We start from the raw sequence: 17,231 nt of genomic DNA, 5'->3' as shown, positions 1-17,231 counted from the left end.
GTACGCCCCGCTTACTCGTGCTCGTGGCTGTGGTGGGCGCGGCTCTGCTCGGCACCCTGCCACAGACGCTCCAGGTCATAGAACTGGCGGGTGGCGACCTGCATCACGTGCACGACCACATCGCCCAGGTCCAGCAGGGCCCACTCACCGCCGTCCAGGCCTTCGCTGCCCAGGGGGCGTATGCCTTCTTCCTTGACCTTCTCCAGCACGTTCTCGGCCAGGGATTTCACGTGACGGCTGGAGGTACCGCTGGCGATCACCATGAAGTCGGTGATGCTGGTCTTGCCACGCACGTCGATGGTGGTGATTTCCTGACCTTTCAGGTCTTCCAGGGCCGCAATGGCGACCTTGACGAGTTCTTCGTTTTGCATCGGGTTCAACTACCTCAGTGAATCAGTTCGGCGCACGGTACAGGTCGTGCGCATGGATATAGGCCAATACCGCGTCGGGCACGAGAAAGCGCACCGAGCGCCCCTCCCCCAGCAATTGGCGAATCTGGGTGGCGGAAATCGCCAAGGGCGTCTGCCAGACGAAGGCGATCTGCCCGGCAGGCCCCTGCAGGGATTGCGGCTCGGCCGCGCTGCGCGCAGCCAGCAGGTCGCGCAGGGTTTCCGGCGCCTCGCTGTCGGCATCGGGGCGCTGCAGGACCAGGATGTGGCAATGGTCCAGCAACTCGCTCCAGCGGTGCCAGCTCGGCAAGCCGCAGAAAGCGTCCCAGCCCACCAGCAGGAACAACTGGTCGTCGGGTTGCAGCTCGGTCCGCAGGGACTCCAGCGTCTCGATGGTCCAGGACGGCCGCTCCCGCTTGAGCTCGCGATCGTCCACCGCCAGCGGCGCAACACCGGCCACGGCCAGCGTCACCATTTCCAGGCGCTGGGCCGCCGACACCTGCGGTGTCTCGCGGTGCGGCGGGCGCGCGCTGGGGATCAGGCGCAACTCGTCGAAACCGAACTGCTCGGCCACTTCCACGGCACCACGCAGGTGGCCGATGTGCACAGGATCGAAGGTGCCGCCGAAGAGGCCGATACGTTTGCCCATCAGGTGCGTACGTGACCGTCGCCGAAGACCACGTACTTCTCGCTGGTCAGGCCTTCCAGGCCGACCGGACCACGGGCGTGGAGCTTGTCGGTGGAAATGCCGATCTCCGCACCCAGGCCATACTCGAAGCCATCGGCGAAACGGGTCGAGGCGTTGACCATCACCGAAGCGGAATCCACCTCGGTGAGGAAGCGCCGGGCGTCGCTGAAGTTCTCGGTGATGATGGCGTCGGTGTGCTGCGAGCCGTAGGTGTTGATGTGCAGGATGGCCTGCTCCAGGCCGTCGACGACGCGGATCGAGAGGATCGGCGCGTTGTACTCGGTGCGCCAGTCTTCCTCGGTGGCTTCCAGCACATCGTTGCCCAGCAGCGCGCGGGTGGCGGCGTCGCCGCGCAGTTCCACGCCCTTGTCCCGGTAGATGGCGGCCAGCGGCGGCAGCACACGGGCGGCGATGCCGGCATGCACCAGCAGGGTCTCCATGGTGTTGCAGGGCGCGTAGCGCTGGGTCTTGGCGTTGTCGGCAACGCGGATGGCCTTGTCCAGGTCGGCGGCGATGTCGATGTAGACATGGCAGATGCCGTCCAGGTGCTTGATCACCGGCACCTTGGCCTCGCGGCTGATGCGCTCGATCAGGCTCTTGCCGCCACGCGGGACTATCACGTCGACGAACTCGGGCATGCTGATCAGCGCGCCCACGGCGGCGCGGTCGGTGGTTTCCACCACCTGCACCAGTTCGCTGGGCAGGCCGGCGTCGGCCAGACCCTTCTGGATGCACCGGGCGATCGCCTGGTTGGAATGGATGGCCTCGGAACCGCCGCGCAGGATGGTGGCGTTGCCGGATTTCAGGCAGAGGCTGGCGGCGTCGATGGTCACGTTCGGCCGCGATTCGTAGATGATCCCGATCACGCCCAGCGGCACGCGCATCTTGCCCACCTGGATGCCGGACGGCAGATAGCGCATGTCACGGATCTCGCCGATGGGGTCCGGCAGGGTGGCGACCTGGCGCAGGCCCTCGATCATGTCGTCGATGCGGGCCGGGGTCAGGGCCAGCCGGTCGAGCATGGCTGGCTCCAGGCCATTGGCCTGGCCATTGGCCAGATCCTGCTCGTTGGCGGCGGACAGCTCGGCACGAGCGCCGTCCAGGGCATCGGCGGCGGCCAGCAGGGCGCGGTTCTTCTGCGCGGTGCTGGCACGGGCGGCCACACGCGAGGCGGCGCGGGCGGCGCGGCCAAGGCGGGTCATGTAATCGAGAACGGACTCGGTCATGGTCTCGTGTTCTGGCGAAGGGAAAGCGGCTGATTATAGCGACCGCGCTCGCCCGCGCCCAGCGGCGCCGGGCGGATGGTAGACAGGGCGTTCCAGCGGCCACGTGATTGGCAGTGCAAAGCTCGGCCCAGGCGGGCCCGCAGCTTGTGTAAAAAAAGGTTGCACAGCCTGTTCCCCGGTGGAGGTACCAGGGTCGGGCGCCGCCTACGCACTGAAAGCCGTTTGTTATGTCGCGTGACGAATCCGCTGCAGGAGTTCAGCTTCGCCTCAGCATGGCTTCCGTATAATCGCCAGCCTGTTTCCAGACTGCGACAGCCCCATGTCCCGCGATCCCACCCTGAATCCGCCCTGGCCCGGCGCCCGTCCGCTGGCCGACACCTTCTTCGACCGCGACGCCCAGCTCGTGGCCCGGGAACTCCTGGGCAAGGTCATCCGCCATCGCGTCGACGGTCGCTGGCTGGCGGCACGCATCATCGAGACCGAGGCCTACTATCTGGTGGACAAGGGCAGCCACGCCTCCCTCGGCTACACCCACAAGCGCCGCGCGCTGTTCCTCGACGGGGGGCACATCTATATGTACTACGCCCGCGGCGGTGACTCGCTGAACTTCAGCGCCCATGGCGCGGGCAACGCCGTGCTGATCAAGTCCGGCCACCCCTGGGTCGACGATATCTCCCAGGCCGACGCCCTGGCCGCCATGCAACTGAACAACCCCGATGCCCGGGGCCAGGCGCGAGCGCCCGAGCAGCTGTGCGCCGGCCAGACCTTGCTGTGCAAGGCCCTCGGCCTCAAGGTGCCCGACTGGGACGGCCAGCGCTTCGACTGGCAGCGTCTGTTCGTCGAGGACGTCGGCGAACGCCCGGCGCGCATCATCCAGGCCGCCCGCCTGGGCATCCCCCACGGCCGCGACGAGCACCTGCCCTACCGCTTCGTCGACGCCGCCTACGCCCGCCACTGCACACGCAACCCCCTGCGCCGTGGGCAGGTCGAAGGGCAGGACTACCAACTGATCGAGGACAAGCACCCATGAGTCAATGGTATGACCAGGTCACCGCCTGGCTGAGCGCCAACCCGGAATGGTTGGGCCTGGCCATCTTCCTGATCGCCCTGGTCGAATGCCTGGCCATCGCCGGCATCGTGGTACCTGGCGTCGCCCTGCTGTTCGCGGTCGGCGTGATGGCCGGCAGCGGCGCCCTGGAACTCTGGGAAACCCTGCTGCTCGCCTATGCCGGCGGGCTGGTGGGCGACATGATTTCCTATGGCCTGGGCCGCCGCTTCCACCAGAACATCCGGCGCCTTCCGCTACTGCGCGACCACCCGGAATGGATCAACAGCGCGGAAAACTACTTCCAGCGCTATGGCGTCGCCAGCCTGCTGGTGGGCCGTTACATAGGCCCGCTGCGGCCCATGCTGCCAATGGTGGCCGGCATGCTCGACATGCCCTTCCCGCGTTTCATCGCCGTCAGCATGCTGGCCGCGGCGGGCTGGGCCGTGGCCTACCTGGTGCCCGGCTGGGCCACCGGCGCGGCCCTGCGCCTGCCGCTACCGGAAGGCTTCTGGGCCGAGGCCGGCGTGGTGCTGCTGACCCTGGTGGTCATGTTCGGCCTGATCATCCACAGCACCCTGCGCGAAAAACGCTGGGCCAACCCCATGGCGGCGGGCTTCTGCCTGGCGGCGCTGGGCGCCCTGCTGATCGGCTGGCCGCACTTGCAGGCGCTGGACCAGGGCTTGATGACGCTGGTCCAGGAGCAACGCCACGCCGGCCTGGACCGGTTCATGGTGCTGGTCACCCGCCTGGGCGACTTCCAGACCCAGCTCCTCGCCGGCGCCCTGCTCGGCGGCCTGCTACTGCTGTTGCGCCAGTGGCGCGCGGCCTGCTTCACCGTCGCCACCCTGGTGGCCACGGCACTGGCCAATACCGGGCTCAAGCACCTGTTCGCGCGGGCGCGGCCGGAAGTGCTCACCGAGCCTCTTACCACGTTCAGCTTCCCCAGCGGGCACAGCTCGGCGGCGTTCGCCTTCTTCCTGGTGCTGGGGATTCTCGCCGGCCGTGGCCAGCCGGGCCGCCTGCGCCTGACCTGGCTGCTGCTGGCCTGCCTGCCGGCCCTGGCCATTGCCCTCTCGCGGGTCTACCTGGGTGTCCACTGGCCGTCCGATATCCTTGCCGGCGCCCTGCTGGCGGGCGGCATCGCCTCGGCTGGCCTGGCGCTGATGCAACGGGCGGCACCGCTGACGGCCATGGGTGCGCGGGTATGGGTGCTGCTCCTGCCGGCCGTTCTGGCACTGCTGGGCGGCGTCGCCACCTGGGCCTTGCCGGATGCGCTGGCGCGCTACAGCTACTGAAGCGTGTTGAGTGAGGCAACGTAGGATGGGTTGAGCGTAGCGATACCCATGCGGACAGGGCTGATGGGTATCGCAAGCTCGCGGAACGCCGCCCGCCCCATCCTGCGAGCTAGCGCTTCGTCAGGCGATGGACTCACCCTGCAACTGATCGAGCAACCCCTGGAGAAAGCCCAGGCGCTCGTCGGGATCGGCCAGGGCCAGCAATTGCAGTTTTTCCTTCAGATGGAAGGGCAGCAGGTAGGACAGCTGGTTGGCCAGGGCCTGTTGCCCCTCAACCACCCCGCCCATGCCCAGGCCCTGGACCATGGGGTGCTCGGCCAGGGCATTGAGCAGCGCCGCCAGGTCGGCATGTTCCGGACGCAACGGCCGCTCGGGCTCGTCCTCCAGCCATTCCACGTCGGCCAGGGTCAACTGGTCGCGCAACACCTCGGCCTTGCCAACGTGGAATCGCCGGCCACCCTCGACGCGGATGCCCAGCAGGCCGTTGGGACGCTGCTGCCAGTCGCGGATCAGCGCCTCACAGCCCATGGCGGCAAAACGACTGGCCGCCTCGCCGACTTCCTGGCCTTCGAGAATGCACACCACGCCAAAGCCTTCGCCCTGCTTCATGCAGCGCCCGATCATATCCAGGTAGCGCGCCTCGAATATCTGCAGGTCCAGGGTGCAGCCCGGAAACAGCACGGTGTTGAGCGGAAACAGCGGCAACTTCATGCATCGACCTCAAGCAATCATGGCAACGGCCAGCGGCAGCAGCACGGCGGTGGCCACGCCCATCAGGCTCATGGCCAGGGCCGCGAATGCGCCGCATTCCTCGCCCTCCTGCAACGCTCTGGCGGTACCCACCGCATGGGCGGTGACACCCAGGGCGATGCCCTGCGCGGCCGGGTGGCGCACGCCGCAACGGCGCAGCAGCTCTGGCCCCAATATGGCGCCGAGCACGCCGGTGATCAGCACGAACACCGCCGCCAAGGCGGCCACTCCACCGATCTGCTCGGCCACCAGCATGGCGATGGGCGAGGTGACCGACTTCGGCAGCAAGGTCATCAGGACCATGCGCTCGGTGCCGAACCACCAGCCCAGCAGCGCTACCGACAGCGTAGCGAAGAGGCCGCCGAACACCAGCGTCAGCAGGGTCGGCCAGAACAGCTGGCGGATTCGCCGGAGGTTGAGGAACAACGGTACGGCCAGGGCCACGGTGGCGGGCCCCAGGAACACCGTCAGCAGCTGGGTGCTCTGGCGGTACTCCTGATAGCTGATGCCGAACGTCAGCAGCACACCGATCAGCAGCAGCATCGACAGCAGCACCGGCTGCAGGAACACCCAGCGGGTCTTCTCGTAGGCGGCCAGGGCCAGTTGGTAGACCGCCAGGGTCATGCCGAATCCGAACAGCGGGTGGTGCGTGACCGCCTGCACCGCGGCGTGCCAGTCGAGGCTCATGTGTCCTCCCGGCTACGCGCCTGGCGGTCGATGAGCTTCTGCATCAGCACGCCACAGAAGATGAAGGCCAGCAGCAGCGACAGCACCAGGGCGCCGACTATGGCCCAGAAGTCCGCCCAGATATCCCGGGCGTAGACCATCACCCCGACCGCAGGCGGCACCAGCAGCAGCGGCAGGTAGCGCAGCAGGCTGCTGGCGGCCAGGCTCAGCGGCTCACCCACCTCGCCCCGCACCAGCAAATAGATGAACAGCAGCACCAGGCCGATGATGGGGCCGGGCAACATGGACAGGAACAGGGCATTGAGCCCACTGCCGATCAGCTGGAACAGCACCAGCCAGGTCAGTCCGCGCAACAGCATGAGAATCTCCACGAGTCAGGTCCGGCAAGGCGCGCCTCGGCCGGGACGGCGCATTATAGGCTGCCCCGCCGCCGCGCTATAACTCGCCATTCGCAGGGGGCATGGCGGCTTGACCGGTCCCTCCCGGCGTGATGATCTACACCGGCACGCAAGAAGGGGCCAATGCCCCCGAAAAGAAGAATTACAACACTGCATCCACGGAGGATGACGCATGGCGTTCGTACCAGTAGCTGAACTGAAGGACTACGTTGGCAAGGAATTGGGCCACTCGGATTGGGTGACCATCGACCAGAATCGCATCAACCAGTTCGCCGAATGCACCGGCGACCACCAATTCATCCACGTTGACCCGGAGCGCGCCAAGCAGACGCCTTTCGGCGGCACCATCGCCCACGGCTTCCTCAGCCTGTCGCTGATCCCCAAGCTGATCGAAGACCTGCTGATCCTGCCCGAAGGCGCGAAGATGGTGGTCAACTACGGCCTCGACAGCGTGCGCTTCATTCAGCCGGTGAAGGTCGACTCCCGCGTACGCCTGGCGGTCAAGGTGATCGACATCACCGAAAAGAACCCCGGCCAGTGGCTGATCAAGGCCCTCTGCACCCTGGAGATCGAAGGCCAGCAGAAGCCCGCCTATATCGCCGAATCCCTGAGCCTCAGCTTCGTCTAGCGCGCGGCGAGGAGGCAAAAAAGCCCGCAATCGCGGGCTTTTTTGCGCCACACTGAAAGGCAGATGCTTGGACAAGGACACCCGATGAAAGCGCTTCTGCCCCTCAGCCTCGCCCTGTTGCTCGCGGCCTGCGGCGAAGGTGAACCCCTGACTCCACCGGACGCCCGCCTGCCGGACGGCTCCCGTTATCGCGGCGAGCTGGTCGACGGCCTGCTGCAGGGACAGGGACGCCTGGACTACAACAACGGCACCTGGTTCGAAGGGCAGTTCAAGGATGGCCAGCCGGAAGGCCGGGGCGAATGGCACGGCCCCAATGGCCTGGTGTACATCGGCGAGTTCAAGGCCGGCCTGTTCCACGGCCAGGGTCGTCTCGCCTACGGCAACGGCACCCAGTACGAGGGCGGCTTCGCCCATAACCAGTTCGACGGCGAAGGCACCTTGCGCCAGGGCGACGTCACCTATCGCGGGCAGTTCCGCAACGACAAGTACCACGGCTCCGGCAGCCTCGAATGGGCCGACGGCAGCAACTACCAGGGACTCTTCCGCGCCGGCCAGCCGGAAGGCGAAGGGGTGCGCACCGACGATGCCGGCAACCGTTTCAGCGGCCGCTTCAAGGCCGGCCAGCTCCAGGGCCAGGGCGCCTACCAGGGCGAGGACGGTTCCCACTACATCGGTGAGTTCAAGGACAGCGTGTTCGACGGCAAGGGCCGCTTCACCAGCGCCGACGGCGATGTCTGGAGCGGCACCTTCAAGCAGGGCAACCTGGCGGGCCAGGGAGAATTCATCGGCGCCGACGGCAGCCATTACCAGGGCCACTTCCGCCACTGGCGCTACCAGGGCGAAGGCAAGCTGGCCCTCGCCGACGGCAGCCACTACCAGGGCCATTTCAAAGACGGGCTCTACAGTGGCGAAGGCAGCCTGACCCTGGCCGACGGCACTCGCGAAACCGGCGTCTGGCAGGACGGCACGCGCATCCGCGACGAACAGGGCAAGGCCCTGCCCAACCCGCTGGAAATCGGCCTGCTCGCCCAGGGCCAGTTGCTGGAACAGGCTCTGGCCGCCGTGCCGGCCTCCACCCCGGCGGTGGAGCTGTATTCCATCAGCCTCGCCGGCGATGGCCGGCAGAGCGTGTTCATGCGCGAGGCGGACTACGTGTCCAAGCTCCTCGCCGAGCGTTTCCGCGCCCATGGCCAGGTCACCCTGGTCAACCACCGCGAACACATGGGCGACCGCCCCCTGGCCACCCGCGAGAGCCTGTCCCGCGCCGTCGAGGCCATCGCCAAGCGCAGCGGGCCGGAGGACCTGGTGTTCATCTATCTCACCAGCCACGGCTCGCCGACCCACGAACTGGCGCTGGAGCAACCCGGCCTGCAGCTGGGTCACCTGCCGGCGCAGGAACTTGCCGGGTTGCTCACCCCTCTCAAGGACAGGTACAAGGTCCTGGTGATCTCCGCCTGCTACTCCGGCGGTTTCATTCCCCCACTCAAGGACGACAAGACCCTGATCATGACCGCAGCCCGTTCCGACCGCGTGTCCTTTGGTTGCTCCGAGGAGAACGACTTCACCTACTTCGGCCGCGCCCTGTTCGCCGATGCCTTCAGCGAAACCGACGACCTGGAGCGCGCCTTCGGTATCGCCCGTGACAAGGTCGCCGAGCGTGAACAGGCCGACGACTTCGAAGCGTCGGAGCCGCAACTGTGGGCGCCCAAGGCGGTCACCGCCCGCTGGCGCGCGCTGCGCGAGCACCAGGCGGAACAGGCCCTGACTGCGCAAGGCGGCACGAGCGCCGACAAAACCGCTCGTAGCCACTAAGCTCAGCTTGTATCAGCGGAGAGACAACATGCATCTGACGCCCCAGCACATCCTGCTCGCCGGCGCCACAGGTCTGACCGGTGAGCACCTGCTCGACCGACTGCTCAACGAACCCACGGTGGCCAGGGTCCTGGCACCTACCCGCCGCCCGCTCGCCGAGCACCCGCACCTGCAGAACCCCGTAGGCCCGCTGGCCGACCTGTTGCCGCAACTGCAAGGCCAGGTCGACGTCGCCTTCTGCTGCCTGGGCAGCACCATCCGCCAAGCCGGTTCCCAGAACGCCTTCCGCGCGGTGGACCTGGAGCTGGTCCTGGCCGTCGCCCGGCGCGCCCGCGAGCTGGGCGCACGGCACTTCATCGTGATCAGCGCCCTGGGCGCCAACCCGGCCTCCCCGGTCTTCTACAACAAGGTCAAGGGCGAGATGGAACGGGCGCTGCAAGCCATGGACTGGCCGCAACTGACCATCGCCCGCCCCTCGCTGCTGATGGGGCCGCGCAGCGAATTCCGCCTCGGTGAGCGCGTGGCGGCGCTGTTCCTGCGCTGGCTGCCGGGCAAGTACCGCGGCATCGGCGCCTGCAGCCTGGCCCGCGCCCTCTGGCGCCTGGCCCTGGAAGAGCAGGACGGCGTTCGCATCATCGAATCCGACGAACTGCGCCGACTGGGTCGCTGAGCACCCGCGCGCGCCCTGGGAACGCTGGATGACCCCGCCTCCGCGCGGTTGACGCCGGGCCCATGACCGGACAAGGATTCGGCCTTTACCCAGAGGGATCTCCCATGAGCCTTGAATCGGTCCGCGCCTTCTTCGCCGGAAAGGCGCCCGACATCGACATCATCGAACTTTCGACCAGCACCGCCACCGTGGCCCTGGCCGCCGAAGCCCATGGCGTGGAGCCTGGCCGCATCGCCAAGACCCTGGCCTTTCGCGTGGGCGAGGACGCCGTGCTGGTGGTCGCCCGCGGCGATGCGCGCATCGACAACCGCAAGTTCAAGGAAACCTTCGGTGCCAAGGCCAAGATGCTCGACGCCGAAACCGTACAGGCCCTGACCAGCCACCCGGTGGGCGGCGTCTGCCCCTTCGGGCTGGCCACCCCCATGCCGGTCTATTGCGACCGCTCCCTGCAGGCCTTCGACGAAGTGGTGCCGGCCGCCGGCGCCGTGCACAGCGCGGTGCGCATCACGCCGGATCGCATGGCCGAGCTGGTGGAAGCCCGCTGGGTGGATGTCTGCCAGGAACCGGGCTGATTCGCTGGGACTAGCGGAATACCTTGTGGGGGCGAATTCATTCGCCAAGGGATGCGCAGCATCCCCCATCAAAGACCCTACGGGCCAGTTAGCGAATGAATTGGCTATGCCTGCGTTAAGTGCTGCTAGCAAGTCTTAAGCTGAGCTGATTTTCGAGTGAGCTGGGAGTTTCTGTTTCGCCTTCCCGGGCGACTCCCTTTGGCAGTCGCCCCAAAGGAAGCAAAAGGCTTGCCCCGACATCCGGCCCGGCTGCGCCGGGTCCCCTCCTTCCATCCTTGCTCCGGGGGCCCGCCGCGAAGGGCCATCCATGGCCCTGCGCGGCTCTCGCGGCATCCATGCCGCTCGTCCCCCTGCGCAAGGATTCCACTCGGCCTACTGAAGGGGCGGTTCGCGCGGCGTCGTCTTCTCTGCCTGGTTTCAGACCAGCATGGGCATCAGGACTGCTTCGCGCCTCCCGGCGCGAGTCACCCCTCTACCTCCGGGAGAGGGGCGGGGGAGAGGGATGCATCAGGCAGGGCGCGGAGTCCTGAAAGCGCCGGACCAAACAATGCTCTGAGGTTCTGCAACAGCTAACGCAGACATAGCCAATGAATGCGCTTCCACTGTCTTTCGACGGCATCAGTACCCGCCGCTTACCCCCAGCACCACGCCCAGCTCCGCCGCCACCGCAAAGGGCAGCAGCAGGGTATCCAGCAGCGCGCTGGCCGGCAGGTCGATGGCGGGATACTCCGGCGCGTCGACGCCGAATCTATCCATGGGGCAGCAGCCGTCATTGAGCGAATACCAGTCCAGCCGGGTGCCGGAATAGATGATCGGCGCCCCGGGCTTGGCCGCATTGAGGGTGCCGACGCTGGCGCAGCCTTGCAGCAGGACGAGCGCCAGCAGGATCGGTACGGCGCCCTTAATCATCGACGCCCTGATGATGCTCGCCCCAGCGCGGCAGCATGTCCTGGGGGATATCCAGCAGGTTGAGGATGCGCGCCACCACGAAGTCCACCAGGTCATCGATGGTCTGTGGCTGGTGATAGAAACCCGGCGAGGCCGGCACTATCACCGCGCCGAGGTTGGACAGCTTGAGCATGTTCTCCAGGTGGATGCTGGAGTACGGCGCCTCGCGCGGTACCAGGATCAACTGGCGGCGCTCCTTCAGGGTCACGTCGGCGGCGCGCTCGATCAGGTTGTTGCAGGCGCCGGTGGCGATGGCCGACAGCGTGCCGGTGGAACAGGGCACCACCACCATGGCCGCCGGCGCGCCGGAGCCCGAGGCCACCGGCGACATCCAGTCTTCCTTGCCGTAGCAACGGATCTGTCCCGGCGCGGCGCCGGTGTATTCACTGAGGAAGGCCTGCATGGCCTGGGGCTTGGCCGGCAGGGTGACGTCGGTCTCGGTGGCCATCACCAGCTGGGCCGCCTTGGAGATCAGGAAATGCACCTCGCGGTCTTCCTGGATCAGGCAGTCCAGCAGGCGCAGGCCGTACTGGGCGCCCGATGCGCCGGTCATCGCCAGGGTGATGCGGGAAGGTCCGTTCATGCCGCGCCTTACTCCGCCAGGGCCTTGGCCAGCTTGCCGTGCAGGCCGCCGAAACCGCCGTTGCTCATGATCACCACCTGGGTACCGGGGGTGGCGATGGCCTTGACGCCATCGATGATCGCCTCGAGCGAATCGCACACGCGGGTCGCCACGGTCGAGCCGGCCACGGTGGCGGCCAGGTCCCAGCCAAGGTTCGGCGGCGCGTACCAGAACACCTGGTCAGCCAGTTTCACCGAGTCCGGCAGGCCGTCGCGGTGGGCACCCAGCTTCATGGAGTTGGAGCGCGGTTCGATCACCGCGATCACTGGCGCATCGCCCACGCGCTTGCGCAGGCCATCGAGGGTGGTGGCAATGGCGGTGGGGTGGTGGGCGAAGTCGTCATAGAGAGTCACGCCCTTGACCTCGGCCACCTTCTCCATGCGTCGCTTCACGCTCTTGAACGCGGACAGCGCGGCCACGCCCAGCTCCGGCACCACACCCACATGGCGGGCGGCAGCCAGGGTGGCCAGGGCGTTGGCGACGTTGTGCCGGCCGGTCAGTTCCCAGTCCACGGTGCCGGTCACCGCGCCTTCGAACAGCACCTCGAAGCGCGAACCGTCCTCGGACAGCAGGCGCGCCTGCCACTGGCCGCCTTCGCCGGTGGTCTGCACCGGTGTCCAGCAGCCCATCTCCACAACGCGCTTGAGCGCGGTTTCGGAGGTCGGGTGGATGATCAGGCCCTCGCCGGGGATGGTCCGCACCAGGTGGTGGAACTGTCGCTCGATGGACGCGAGGTCGGGGAAGATATCCGCGTGGTCGAATTCCAGGTTGTTGAGGATCGCCGTGCGCGGTCGGTAGTGGACGAACTTGGAGCGCTTGTCGAAGAAGGCGCTGTCGTACTCGTCGGCCTCCACCACGAAGAACGGCGTGCCGCCCAGGCGCGCCGACACGCCGAAGTTCTGCGGTACGCCGCCGATCAGGAAGCCGGGGCTCATGCCGGCATGTTCCAGTACCCAGGCCAGCATGCTGCTGGTGGTGGTCTTGCCATGGGTGCCGGCGGCCGCCAGCACCCAGCGGCCCTGCAGCACATGGTCGGCCAGCCACTGCGGCCCGGAGACATAGGGCAGGCCCTTGTTCAGCACATGCTCCACCGCCGGGTTGCCACGGGACAGGGCGTTACCGACCACCACCAGGTCCGGTTCGGGGTCCAGGTGCGCCGGGTCATAGCCCTGCATCAGCTCGATCCCCTGGGCCTCCAGCTGGGTGCTCATGGGCGGGTAGACGTTGGCGTCGGAGCCAGTGACACGGTGGCCAAGTTCCTTGGCCAGCACCGCCAGCGAACCCATGAAGGTGCCGCAGATGCCGAGGATGTGGATATGCATGGATGACCTCTGGAAACGGGCTTGCGGAGCCCGAAAAAAACTTGTCGCAGGTTAGCACAGGGGCTTGGCGGACCTCACGGCCGCAAAGGCTCGCCGTTGGACCTCGGCCCAAGGAAAAAGATCGAAGTCGTCGCATCGGACGTGCCCCTGCGCGACAGCCTGACAAACAGCGCTTGCCAAGCTCCCGACATTGGCAATAGGCTGAACTGGTCTGACCGGTAATACCACAACAACAAATATTGCATTCGCCCCACGCGCCCTTCCCTCTTCGGGCCCCGCGGATGCGCCGAACGGAGACCCCCGCAATGCTACTCAAGCTCTGCTCCCGCTCGATATTCCTGCAAGTCGTGGTTGGCCTGGTAATCGGCGTGCTCTGCGGCGTCGCGCTACCGGAATTCTCCGTCCATCTCAAACCCCTGGGCGACGGCTTCATCAAGCTGATCAAGATGCTCATCGCGCTGATCGTGTTCTGCGTGGTGGTCAACGGCATTTCCGGCGCCGGCGACCTGAAGAAGGTCGGCCGCATCGGCCTGAAATCGGTGATCTATTTCGAAGTGCTGACCACCATCGCCCTGGTCCTTGGCCTGGCGGTCGCCTACGGCCTGGGCCTGGGCGCCGGCGCCAACATCGACCTGTCCAGCCTGCATGGCGCCGACGCGGCGGTCTATGGTTCGGCCACCAAGCAACTGCACGGCCCGGTGGACTTCATCCTCGGCCTGATCCCCTCCTCGGTGTTCGGCGCCTTCGCCGAGAACAACATCCTCCAGGTACTGCTGTTCGCGGTGCTCTTCGGCAGCGCCCTGAACCTGGTGGGCGAGCAGGCCAGCGGCGTGTCCCGGCTGATCGGCGAAGTCAGCCACGTGATCTTCCGCATCATGGGCATGATCGTGCGCCTGGCGCCCCTCGGCGTGTTCGGCGCGGTGGCCTTCACCACCAGCCGCTACGGCCTCGAATCCCTGAGCCACCTCGGCGCCCTGGTGGCGGTCTTCTACCTGACCTGCGCGCTCTTCGTGCTGGTGGTGCTGGGCGGCGTGCTGCGCCTGTGCGGCGTGCCGCTGATCCCGTTCATCCGCTACTTCCGCGAAGAACTGCTGATCGTCCTCGGCACCGCCTCCTCCGACGCCGTGCTGCCGCAAGTGATGCGCAAGCTGGAGCGCCTGGGCATCCGCAGCTCCACCGTGGGCCTGGTGATTCCCACCGGCTATTCCTTCAACCTCGATGGCTTCTCCATCTACCTGACCCTGGCCGTGGTGTTCATCGCCCACGCCACCGGCACGCCGCTGTCGGCCGGCGACCTGCTGACCATCCTGCTGGTGTCCCTGGTGACCTCCAAGGGCGCCCACGGTATCCCGGGCTCGGCCCTGGTGATACTCGCCGCGACCCTCACCGCGGTGCCGGCCATTCCCGCCGCCGGCCTGGTGCTGGTACTTTCGGTCGACTGGTTCATGGGCATCGGCCGGGCCCTGACCAACCTCATCGGCAACTGCGTCGCCACCGTCACCATCGCCCGCTGGGAGAGCGACATCGACATCCAGCGCGCCCAGGCGATACTCGCGGGCGACAACGCCGACGACAAGCAGGACGGCTCCCTGCAACTGCGCACGCAACTGGCGCGGCCAGGCAAGACGGATGCCTGAGGGCGGCCGGTGCCCCGTCCGGGGCGCCGACCCGTCACAGGACCTCAATCACTAGGGAGGCTCAATGTTCTCGTCATCCAAGCGGGTCAATTCCATCGTGCAGAAGCTGCTCGAACCCATCGAGCAGGGCTTGTGGGCGGCCGGCCAGATGCTGCCGGGGCAACGCGAACTGGCCGAGCAGCTGGAAATCAGCCGGCCGAGCCTGCGCGAGGCCATCACCGTGCTGGAAACCCTCGGCGTGGTCCGCTCCCTGCCCGGCAAGGGCGTGATGGTGCTGGAGCGCCGCGGCCAGTCGCTGGACGAGGTGCGGATTCCCGTCGCCGCCAGCGCCACGGCCGAAGATGTGCTGCAACTGCGCTACGCCCTGGAGCCCTTCATCGTCGGCCTGGTGGCGCAGACGGTGGACGACAACGCCCTGAGCCAGCTGCGCCTGCTGGTACTGGACATGCGCGAGGCGGTGGAGGATCGCAACCCCACGGCGGTGGCCAGTGCCTATTCGGCCTTCCATCGCAAGCTGGTGGCCATCACCTCCAACCCGATCTTCCTCAGCGTTTCCCAGCAGATCGCTGGCGCCCTGGAGCAAAGCGAAGGCCCGGCACTGCGCGACCCGGAACACGCCGAGCAGATCCTCGAAGAACACGAAACCATCCTGCGCGCCATCCGCCGCCACGACAGCGAACTGGCCAGCCGGGCCATGCGCCAGCACATCCTCAACGAAGGCGTGCGGCTGAACCTGGACCTGCGCCTGCCCGAGGCCTGAAAGGGCGACAACGAGACCACTGCATGGGGGCACCGCCCCCCTGGAGACATCACGCGATGCAAGTCGGGAGCCCCCCCAACCCGGCCAGCGGCGAAGCCCAAGGGCAATCGCGCGCGCCCGGACACCTGGTCTACGAAGCGCTCTACAGCGCGATCCTCGAACGCCGCCTGGCGCCCGCCACGCGGCTGAGCAAGGAAACCCTCGGGCGCATCTTCCGCGTCAGCACCGGCACCGTGCAACGGGCCCTCACCCGGCTGGCGGACGAGGGCGCGGTGGAACTGGCGCCGAACCAGGTCGCGGCCATCGCCCGCCCCTGCGAACGCAACGCCCGGGAACTGCTGGAAGCGCGGCTGATGATCGAAGCCCAGGTGATCCGCCTGATCGGCGACCGCCTGGATGCACAGCACCTGGCGGAGCTGCGGGCGATGGTCGAGCGACAACGCCACTGCCTGGCGGTGGGCGACCACGCCGGCCTGCTCGGCCAGGCCAACCGCTTCCACCTGCGCCTCGCCGAGCACGCCGGCAACCCCTGGCTGCAAAGCTTCCTGGCCAAGCTGCTGCCGCGCGCCGCGCTGAGCATCGCCCTGAGCCGGGGCCGTGCCTACACCGAGGCCTCCTGCGATGAACACCAGGCGCTGCTGGACGCCCTGGAAGCGGGCGATCCGGAGCTGGCCGGCGAACTGCTGAGCCGCCACCTGCACGGGCTGTTCGCCAGGCTGCGCTTCACGCCCCCGCCCACCGAGGACCTGCGCGCAGCCTTCCAGGGCCGGCTGGAGCAACCCCGCCGCTAACGAGGCCCGCGCACGATCTCGAAGAAGGTCTCGATGATCCTGCGCGAACCCTGCTCGCGCAGGCACACCAGGGTCTCGGTCATGCGCTGCCGGCAGTCGCGGATCGGCAGCACTTGGACGTTGGCGCTGGCGCCGACTTCCGCCGCCGACACCAGGCCGACGCCGAGGCCCGCGGCGACCATCTCGAAGGTCGCCTCGCGGCCTTCCACCTCGATGGCCGGGCGGATGGCGATGCCGGCGCGGGCCATCTCTTCTTCAAGAATCTGCCGGGTCATCGAGCCACGCTCACGCAGCACCATGGGCATATCCTCCAGGTCGGCGAGGACGATCGAATCGCGCGCGGCCCAGGGGTGGGAATGGGCGACGAAGGCCACCAGCGGGGAACTGCTGAGCACCTGGGTGATCAGCCCCTCATCCTCCACCGCCCGCCCCAGCAGGGCGAAGTCCGCCTTGTATTCCCGCAACCGGCGCAGGCACTCGTCGCTGTTGCCGGTGACCAGCCGCACAGTGATGCCCGGATAGCGCTCGCAGAAGCGCGCGATATGGCCCAGCAGGTGCACCGGCGAATCCACCGCCAGGGTCAGGCTGCCGGTTTCCAGCGCCCGCTCGCTGGAGAGCAGCTCCTGCACCTCCGCCTCGGCGGTGAACAGGCGCTGGGTGATCGCCAGCAGGCGCTCGCCCAGGTCAGTCAGCTGCACCGAGCGCTTGTTGCGGTGGAACAGCAGGATGCCGAAGCGCTCCTCCAGCTTGCGCACCTGGTCGGAAACCGCCGGCTGGCTGAGGAACAGCGCTTCGGCCGCGCGGGTGAAATTGCCGTGCACCGCCACGGCGTGGAAGGCCTTCAACTGGGCCTGGGATACCGCCATTCGCCTGCCTCCCTACAAATAAGCTCAGGTTATTTTTGAAATACTATAAATCGATTTTTTTTATTTCTAGCAAATTGGTTTTATCTCTCCACCGCAACGCGCCCTCACCAGAACGATGCTGG

Annotated in this window: 19 protein-coding genes; 9 read left to right on the top strand and 10 right to left on the bottom strand. The window is 67.1% G+C overall.

The window, feature by feature from the left end:
- Positions 1 to 11 precede the first annotated feature (11 nt).
- Genes rsfS through PCA10_RS03920 form a run of 3 tightly spaced genes read right to left on the bottom strand, consistent with a single transcriptional unit; the run spans position 12 to position 2,303 of the window.
- The gene (rsfS, locus tag PCA10_RS03930; RefSeq protein WP_016490729.1) at positions 12 to 371 is read right to left on the bottom strand and encodes a ribosome silencing factor; all 360 of its coding nucleotides are present in this window, start codon (positions 369 to 371) and stop codon (positions 12 to 14) included.
- Between the two features lie 22 nt (positions 372 to 393).
- Positions 394 to 1,038, bottom strand: coding sequence for a nicotinate-nucleotide adenylyltransferase (gene nadD, locus PCA10_RS03925; protein ID WP_016490728.1), 645 nt, complete (start codon positions 1,036 to 1,038; stop codon positions 394 to 396).
- Positions 1,038 to 2,303, bottom strand: a complete 1,266-nt coding sequence (locus PCA10_RS03920) for a glutamate-5-semialdehyde dehydrogenase (RefSeq protein ID WP_016490727.1) — start codon at positions 2,301 to 2,303, stop codon at positions 1,038 to 1,040. Before PCA10_RS03920 ends, nadD begins: the two co-directional genes overlap by 1 nt.
- A gap of 319 nt (positions 2,304 to 2,622) precedes the next feature.
- Between PCA10_RS03920 and PCA10_RS03915 the strand changes: the two genes are divergently transcribed.
- Together PCA10_RS03915 and PCA10_RS03910 are read left to right on the top strand one after the other, a co-directional pair.
- Positions 2,623 to 3,333, top strand: coding sequence for a DNA-3-methyladenine glycosylase (locus PCA10_RS03915; RefSeq protein WP_016490726.1), 711 nt, complete (start codon positions 2,623 to 2,625; stop codon positions 3,331 to 3,333).
- The gene (locus tag PCA10_RS03910) at positions 3,330 to 4,646 is read left to right on the top strand and encodes a bifunctional DedA family/phosphatase PAP2 family protein (protein ID WP_016490725.1); all 1,317 of its coding nucleotides are present in this window, start codon (positions 3,330 to 3,332) and stop codon (positions 4,644 to 4,646) included. The genes PCA10_RS03915 and PCA10_RS03910 overlap by 4 nt, the downstream gene beginning before the upstream one ends.
- A gap of 120 nt (positions 4,647 to 4,766) precedes the next feature.
- On the opposite strand, the gene PCA10_RS03905 is transcribed toward PCA10_RS03910, so the two are convergent.
- The 3 genes from PCA10_RS03905 to PCA10_RS03895 are packed head-to-tail and all read right to left on the bottom strand — an operon-like array spanning position 4,767 to position 6,442.
- Positions 4,767 to 5,357: an LON peptidase substrate-binding domain-containing protein gene (locus PCA10_RS03905; RefSeq protein WP_016490724.1), complete on the bottom strand. Its 591-nt coding sequence runs from the start codon at positions 5,355 to 5,357 to the stop codon at positions 4,767 to 4,769.
- A 9-nt stretch (positions 5,358 to 5,366) separates the two neighbouring features.
- Positions 5,367 to 6,083, bottom strand: coding sequence for an LrgB family protein (locus PCA10_RS03900; RefSeq protein ID WP_016490723.1), 717 nt, complete (start codon positions 6,081 to 6,083; stop codon positions 5,367 to 5,369).
- Positions 6,080 to 6,442 carry a CidA/LrgA family protein gene (locus PCA10_RS03895; protein ID WP_016490722.1) on the bottom strand — a complete coding sequence of 121 codons (363 nt, stop codon included), beginning with the start codon at positions 6,440 to 6,442 and terminating at the stop codon, positions 6,080 to 6,082. The genes PCA10_RS03900 and PCA10_RS03895 overlap by 4 nt, the downstream gene beginning before the upstream one ends.
- A 211-nt stretch (positions 6,443 to 6,653) precedes the next feature.
- Here PCA10_RS03895 and PCA10_RS03890 point away from each other — a divergent pair, with 211 nt between their 5' ends.
- From PCA10_RS03890 to PCA10_RS03875, 4 genes are all read left to right on the top strand, one after another.
- On the top strand, positions 6,654 to 7,109 hold the full coding sequence (locus PCA10_RS03890) for a MaoC family dehydratase (protein WP_016490721.1): 456 nt from the start codon (positions 6,654 to 6,656) through the stop codon (positions 7,107 to 7,109).
- An 84-nt stretch (positions 7,110 to 7,193) separates the two neighbouring features.
- Positions 7,194 to 8,921 (top strand): C13 family peptidase, encoded by a 1,728-nt coding sequence (locus PCA10_RS03885; RefSeq protein ID WP_016490720.1) that lies wholly within the window; start codon positions 7,194 to 7,196, stop codon positions 8,919 to 8,921.
- Between the two features lie 28 nt (positions 8,922 to 8,949).
- Positions 8,950 to 9,591, top strand: a complete 642-nt coding sequence (locus tag PCA10_RS03880) for an oxidoreductase (RefSeq protein ID WP_016490719.1) — start codon at positions 8,950 to 8,952, stop codon at positions 9,589 to 9,591.
- 104 nt (positions 9,592 to 9,695) lie between these two features.
- Entirely contained in the window at positions 9,696 to 10,163 is a 468-nt protein-coding gene (locus tag PCA10_RS03875; protein WP_016490718.1) for a YbaK/EbsC family protein, read from the top strand.
- Positions 10,164 to 10,781: 618 nt separating this feature from the next.
- Here the strand turns inward: PCA10_RS03875 and PCA10_RS03870 are convergent.
- Genes PCA10_RS03870 through mpl form a run of 3 tightly spaced genes read right to left on the bottom strand, consistent with a single transcriptional unit; the run spans position 10,782 to position 13,055 of the window.
- Positions 10,782 to 11,072, bottom strand: a complete 291-nt coding sequence (locus tag PCA10_RS03870; RefSeq protein WP_016490717.1) for a YceK/YidQ family lipoprotein — start codon at positions 11,070 to 11,072, stop codon at positions 10,782 to 10,784.
- Positions 11,065 to 11,694, bottom strand: a complete 630-nt coding sequence (gene ubiX, locus PCA10_RS03865) for a flavin prenyltransferase UbiX (RefSeq protein ID WP_016490716.1) — start codon at positions 11,692 to 11,694, stop codon at positions 11,065 to 11,067. Before ubiX ends, PCA10_RS03870 begins: the two co-directional genes overlap by 8 nt.
- Before the next feature lie 8 nt (positions 11,695 to 11,702).
- Positions 11,703 to 13,055: a UDP-N-acetylmuramate:L-alanyl-gamma-D-glutamyl-meso-diaminopimelate ligase gene (gene mpl, locus PCA10_RS03860; RefSeq protein ID WP_016490715.1), complete on the bottom strand. Its 1,353-nt coding sequence runs from the start codon at positions 13,053 to 13,055 to the stop codon at positions 11,703 to 11,705.
- A gap of 281 nt (positions 13,056 to 13,336) precedes the next feature.
- Between mpl and PCA10_RS03855 the strand changes: the two genes are divergently transcribed.
- From PCA10_RS03855 to PCA10_RS03845, 3 genes are all read left to right on the top strand, one after another.
- Positions 13,337 to 14,692 (top strand): C4-dicarboxylate transporter DctA, encoded by a 1,356-nt coding sequence (locus PCA10_RS03855; RefSeq protein WP_231866611.1) that lies wholly within the window; start codon positions 13,337 to 13,339, stop codon positions 14,690 to 14,692.
- 64 nt (positions 14,693 to 14,756) lie between these two features.
- A complete protein-coding gene (locus PCA10_RS03850) occupies positions 14,757 to 15,452 on the top strand; it encodes a FadR/GntR family transcriptional regulator (protein ID WP_016490713.1) in 696 nt (231 codons plus the stop codon).
- 56 nt (positions 15,453 to 15,508) lie between these two features.
- Entirely contained in the window at positions 15,509 to 16,243 is a 735-nt protein-coding gene (locus tag PCA10_RS03845) for a GntR family transcriptional regulator (protein WP_016490712.1), read from the top strand.
- On the opposite strand, the gene PCA10_RS03840 is transcribed toward PCA10_RS03845, so the two are convergent.
- Entirely contained in the window at positions 16,240 to 17,109 is an 870-nt protein-coding gene (locus PCA10_RS03840) for a LysR substrate-binding domain-containing protein (RefSeq protein ID WP_016490711.1), read from the bottom strand. The genes PCA10_RS03845 and PCA10_RS03840 overlap by 4 nt on opposite strands.
- Between the last annotated feature and the right edge of the window lie 122 nt (positions 17,110 to 17,231).

This window comes from Pseudomonas resinovorans NBRC 106553 (assembly GCF_000412695.1).
Lineage (GTDB): Bacteria > Pseudomonadota > Gammaproteobacteria > Pseudomonadales > Pseudomonadaceae > Metapseudomonas > Metapseudomonas resinovorans_A.
Note: the sequence above shows the minus strand (reverse complement) of the source record. Positions and strands in the feature narration are given on the sequence as shown.

What these genes read in the sequence shown, in the direction of transcription:
- rsfS (WP_016490729.1), bottom strand. Translation starts at nt 371, where the DNA reads ATGCAAAACGAAGAACTCGTCAAGGTCGCCATTGCGGCCCTGGAAGAC.
- nadD (WP_016490728.1), bottom strand. Translation starts at nt 1,038, where the DNA reads ATGGGCAAACGTATCGGCCTCTTCGGCGGCACCTTCGATCCTGTGCAC.
- PCA10_RS03920 (WP_016490727.1), bottom strand. Translation starts at nt 2,303, where the DNA reads ATGACCGAGTCCGTTCTCGATTACATGACCCGCCTTGGCCGCGCCGCC.
- PCA10_RS03915 (WP_016490726.1), top strand. Translation starts at nt 2,623, where the DNA reads ATGTCCCGCGATCCCACCCTGAATCCGCCCTGGCCCGGCGCCCGTCCG.
- PCA10_RS03910 (WP_016490725.1), top strand. Translation starts at nt 3,330, where the DNA reads ATGAGTCAATGGTATGACCAGGTCACCGCCTGGCTGAGCGCCAACCCG.
- PCA10_RS03905 (WP_016490724.1), bottom strand. Translation starts at nt 5,357, where the DNA reads ATGAAGTTGCCGCTGTTTCCGCTCAACACCGTGCTGTTTCCGGGCTGC.
- PCA10_RS03900 (WP_016490723.1), bottom strand. Translation starts at nt 6,083, where the DNA reads ATGAGCCTCGACTGGCACGCCGCGGTGCAGGCGGTCACGCACCACCCG.
- PCA10_RS03895 (WP_016490722.1), bottom strand. Translation starts at nt 6,442, where the DNA reads ATGCTGTTGCGCGGACTGACCTGGCTGGTGCTGTTCCAGCTGATCGGC.
- PCA10_RS03890 (WP_016490721.1), top strand. Translation starts at nt 6,654, where the DNA reads ATGGCGTTCGTACCAGTAGCTGAACTGAAGGACTACGTTGGCAAGGAA.
- PCA10_RS03885 (WP_016490720.1), top strand. Translation starts at nt 7,194, where the DNA reads ATGAAAGCGCTTCTGCCCCTCAGCCTCGCCCTGTTGCTCGCGGCCTGC.
- PCA10_RS03880 (WP_016490719.1), top strand. Translation starts at nt 8,950, where the DNA reads ATGCATCTGACGCCCCAGCACATCCTGCTCGCCGGCGCCACAGGTCTG.
- PCA10_RS03875 (WP_016490718.1), top strand. Translation starts at nt 9,696, where the DNA reads ATGAGCCTTGAATCGGTCCGCGCCTTCTTCGCCGGAAAGGCGCCCGAC.
- PCA10_RS03870 (WP_016490717.1), bottom strand. Translation starts at nt 11,072, where the DNA reads ATGATTAAGGGCGCCGTACCGATCCTGCTGGCGCTCGTCCTGCTGCAA.
- ubiX (WP_016490716.1), bottom strand. Translation starts at nt 11,694, where the DNA reads ATGAACGGACCTTCCCGCATCACCCTGGCGATGACCGGCGCATCGGGC.
- mpl (WP_016490715.1), bottom strand. Translation starts at nt 13,055, where the DNA reads ATGCATATCCACATCCTCGGCATCTGCGGCACCTTCATGGGTTCGCTG.
- PCA10_RS03855 (WP_231866611.1), top strand. Translation starts at nt 13,337, where the DNA reads ATGCGCCGAACGGAGACCCCCGCAATGCTACTCAAGCTCTGCTCCCGC.
- PCA10_RS03850 (WP_016490713.1), top strand. Translation starts at nt 14,757, where the DNA reads ATGTTCTCGTCATCCAAGCGGGTCAATTCCATCGTGCAGAAGCTGCTC.
- PCA10_RS03845 (WP_016490712.1), top strand. Translation starts at nt 15,509, where the DNA reads ATGCAAGTCGGGAGCCCCCCCAACCCGGCCAGCGGCGAAGCCCAAGGG.
- PCA10_RS03840 (WP_016490711.1), bottom strand. Translation starts at nt 17,109, where the DNA reads ATGGCGGTATCCCAGGCCCAGTTGAAGGCCTTCCACGCCGTGGCGGTG.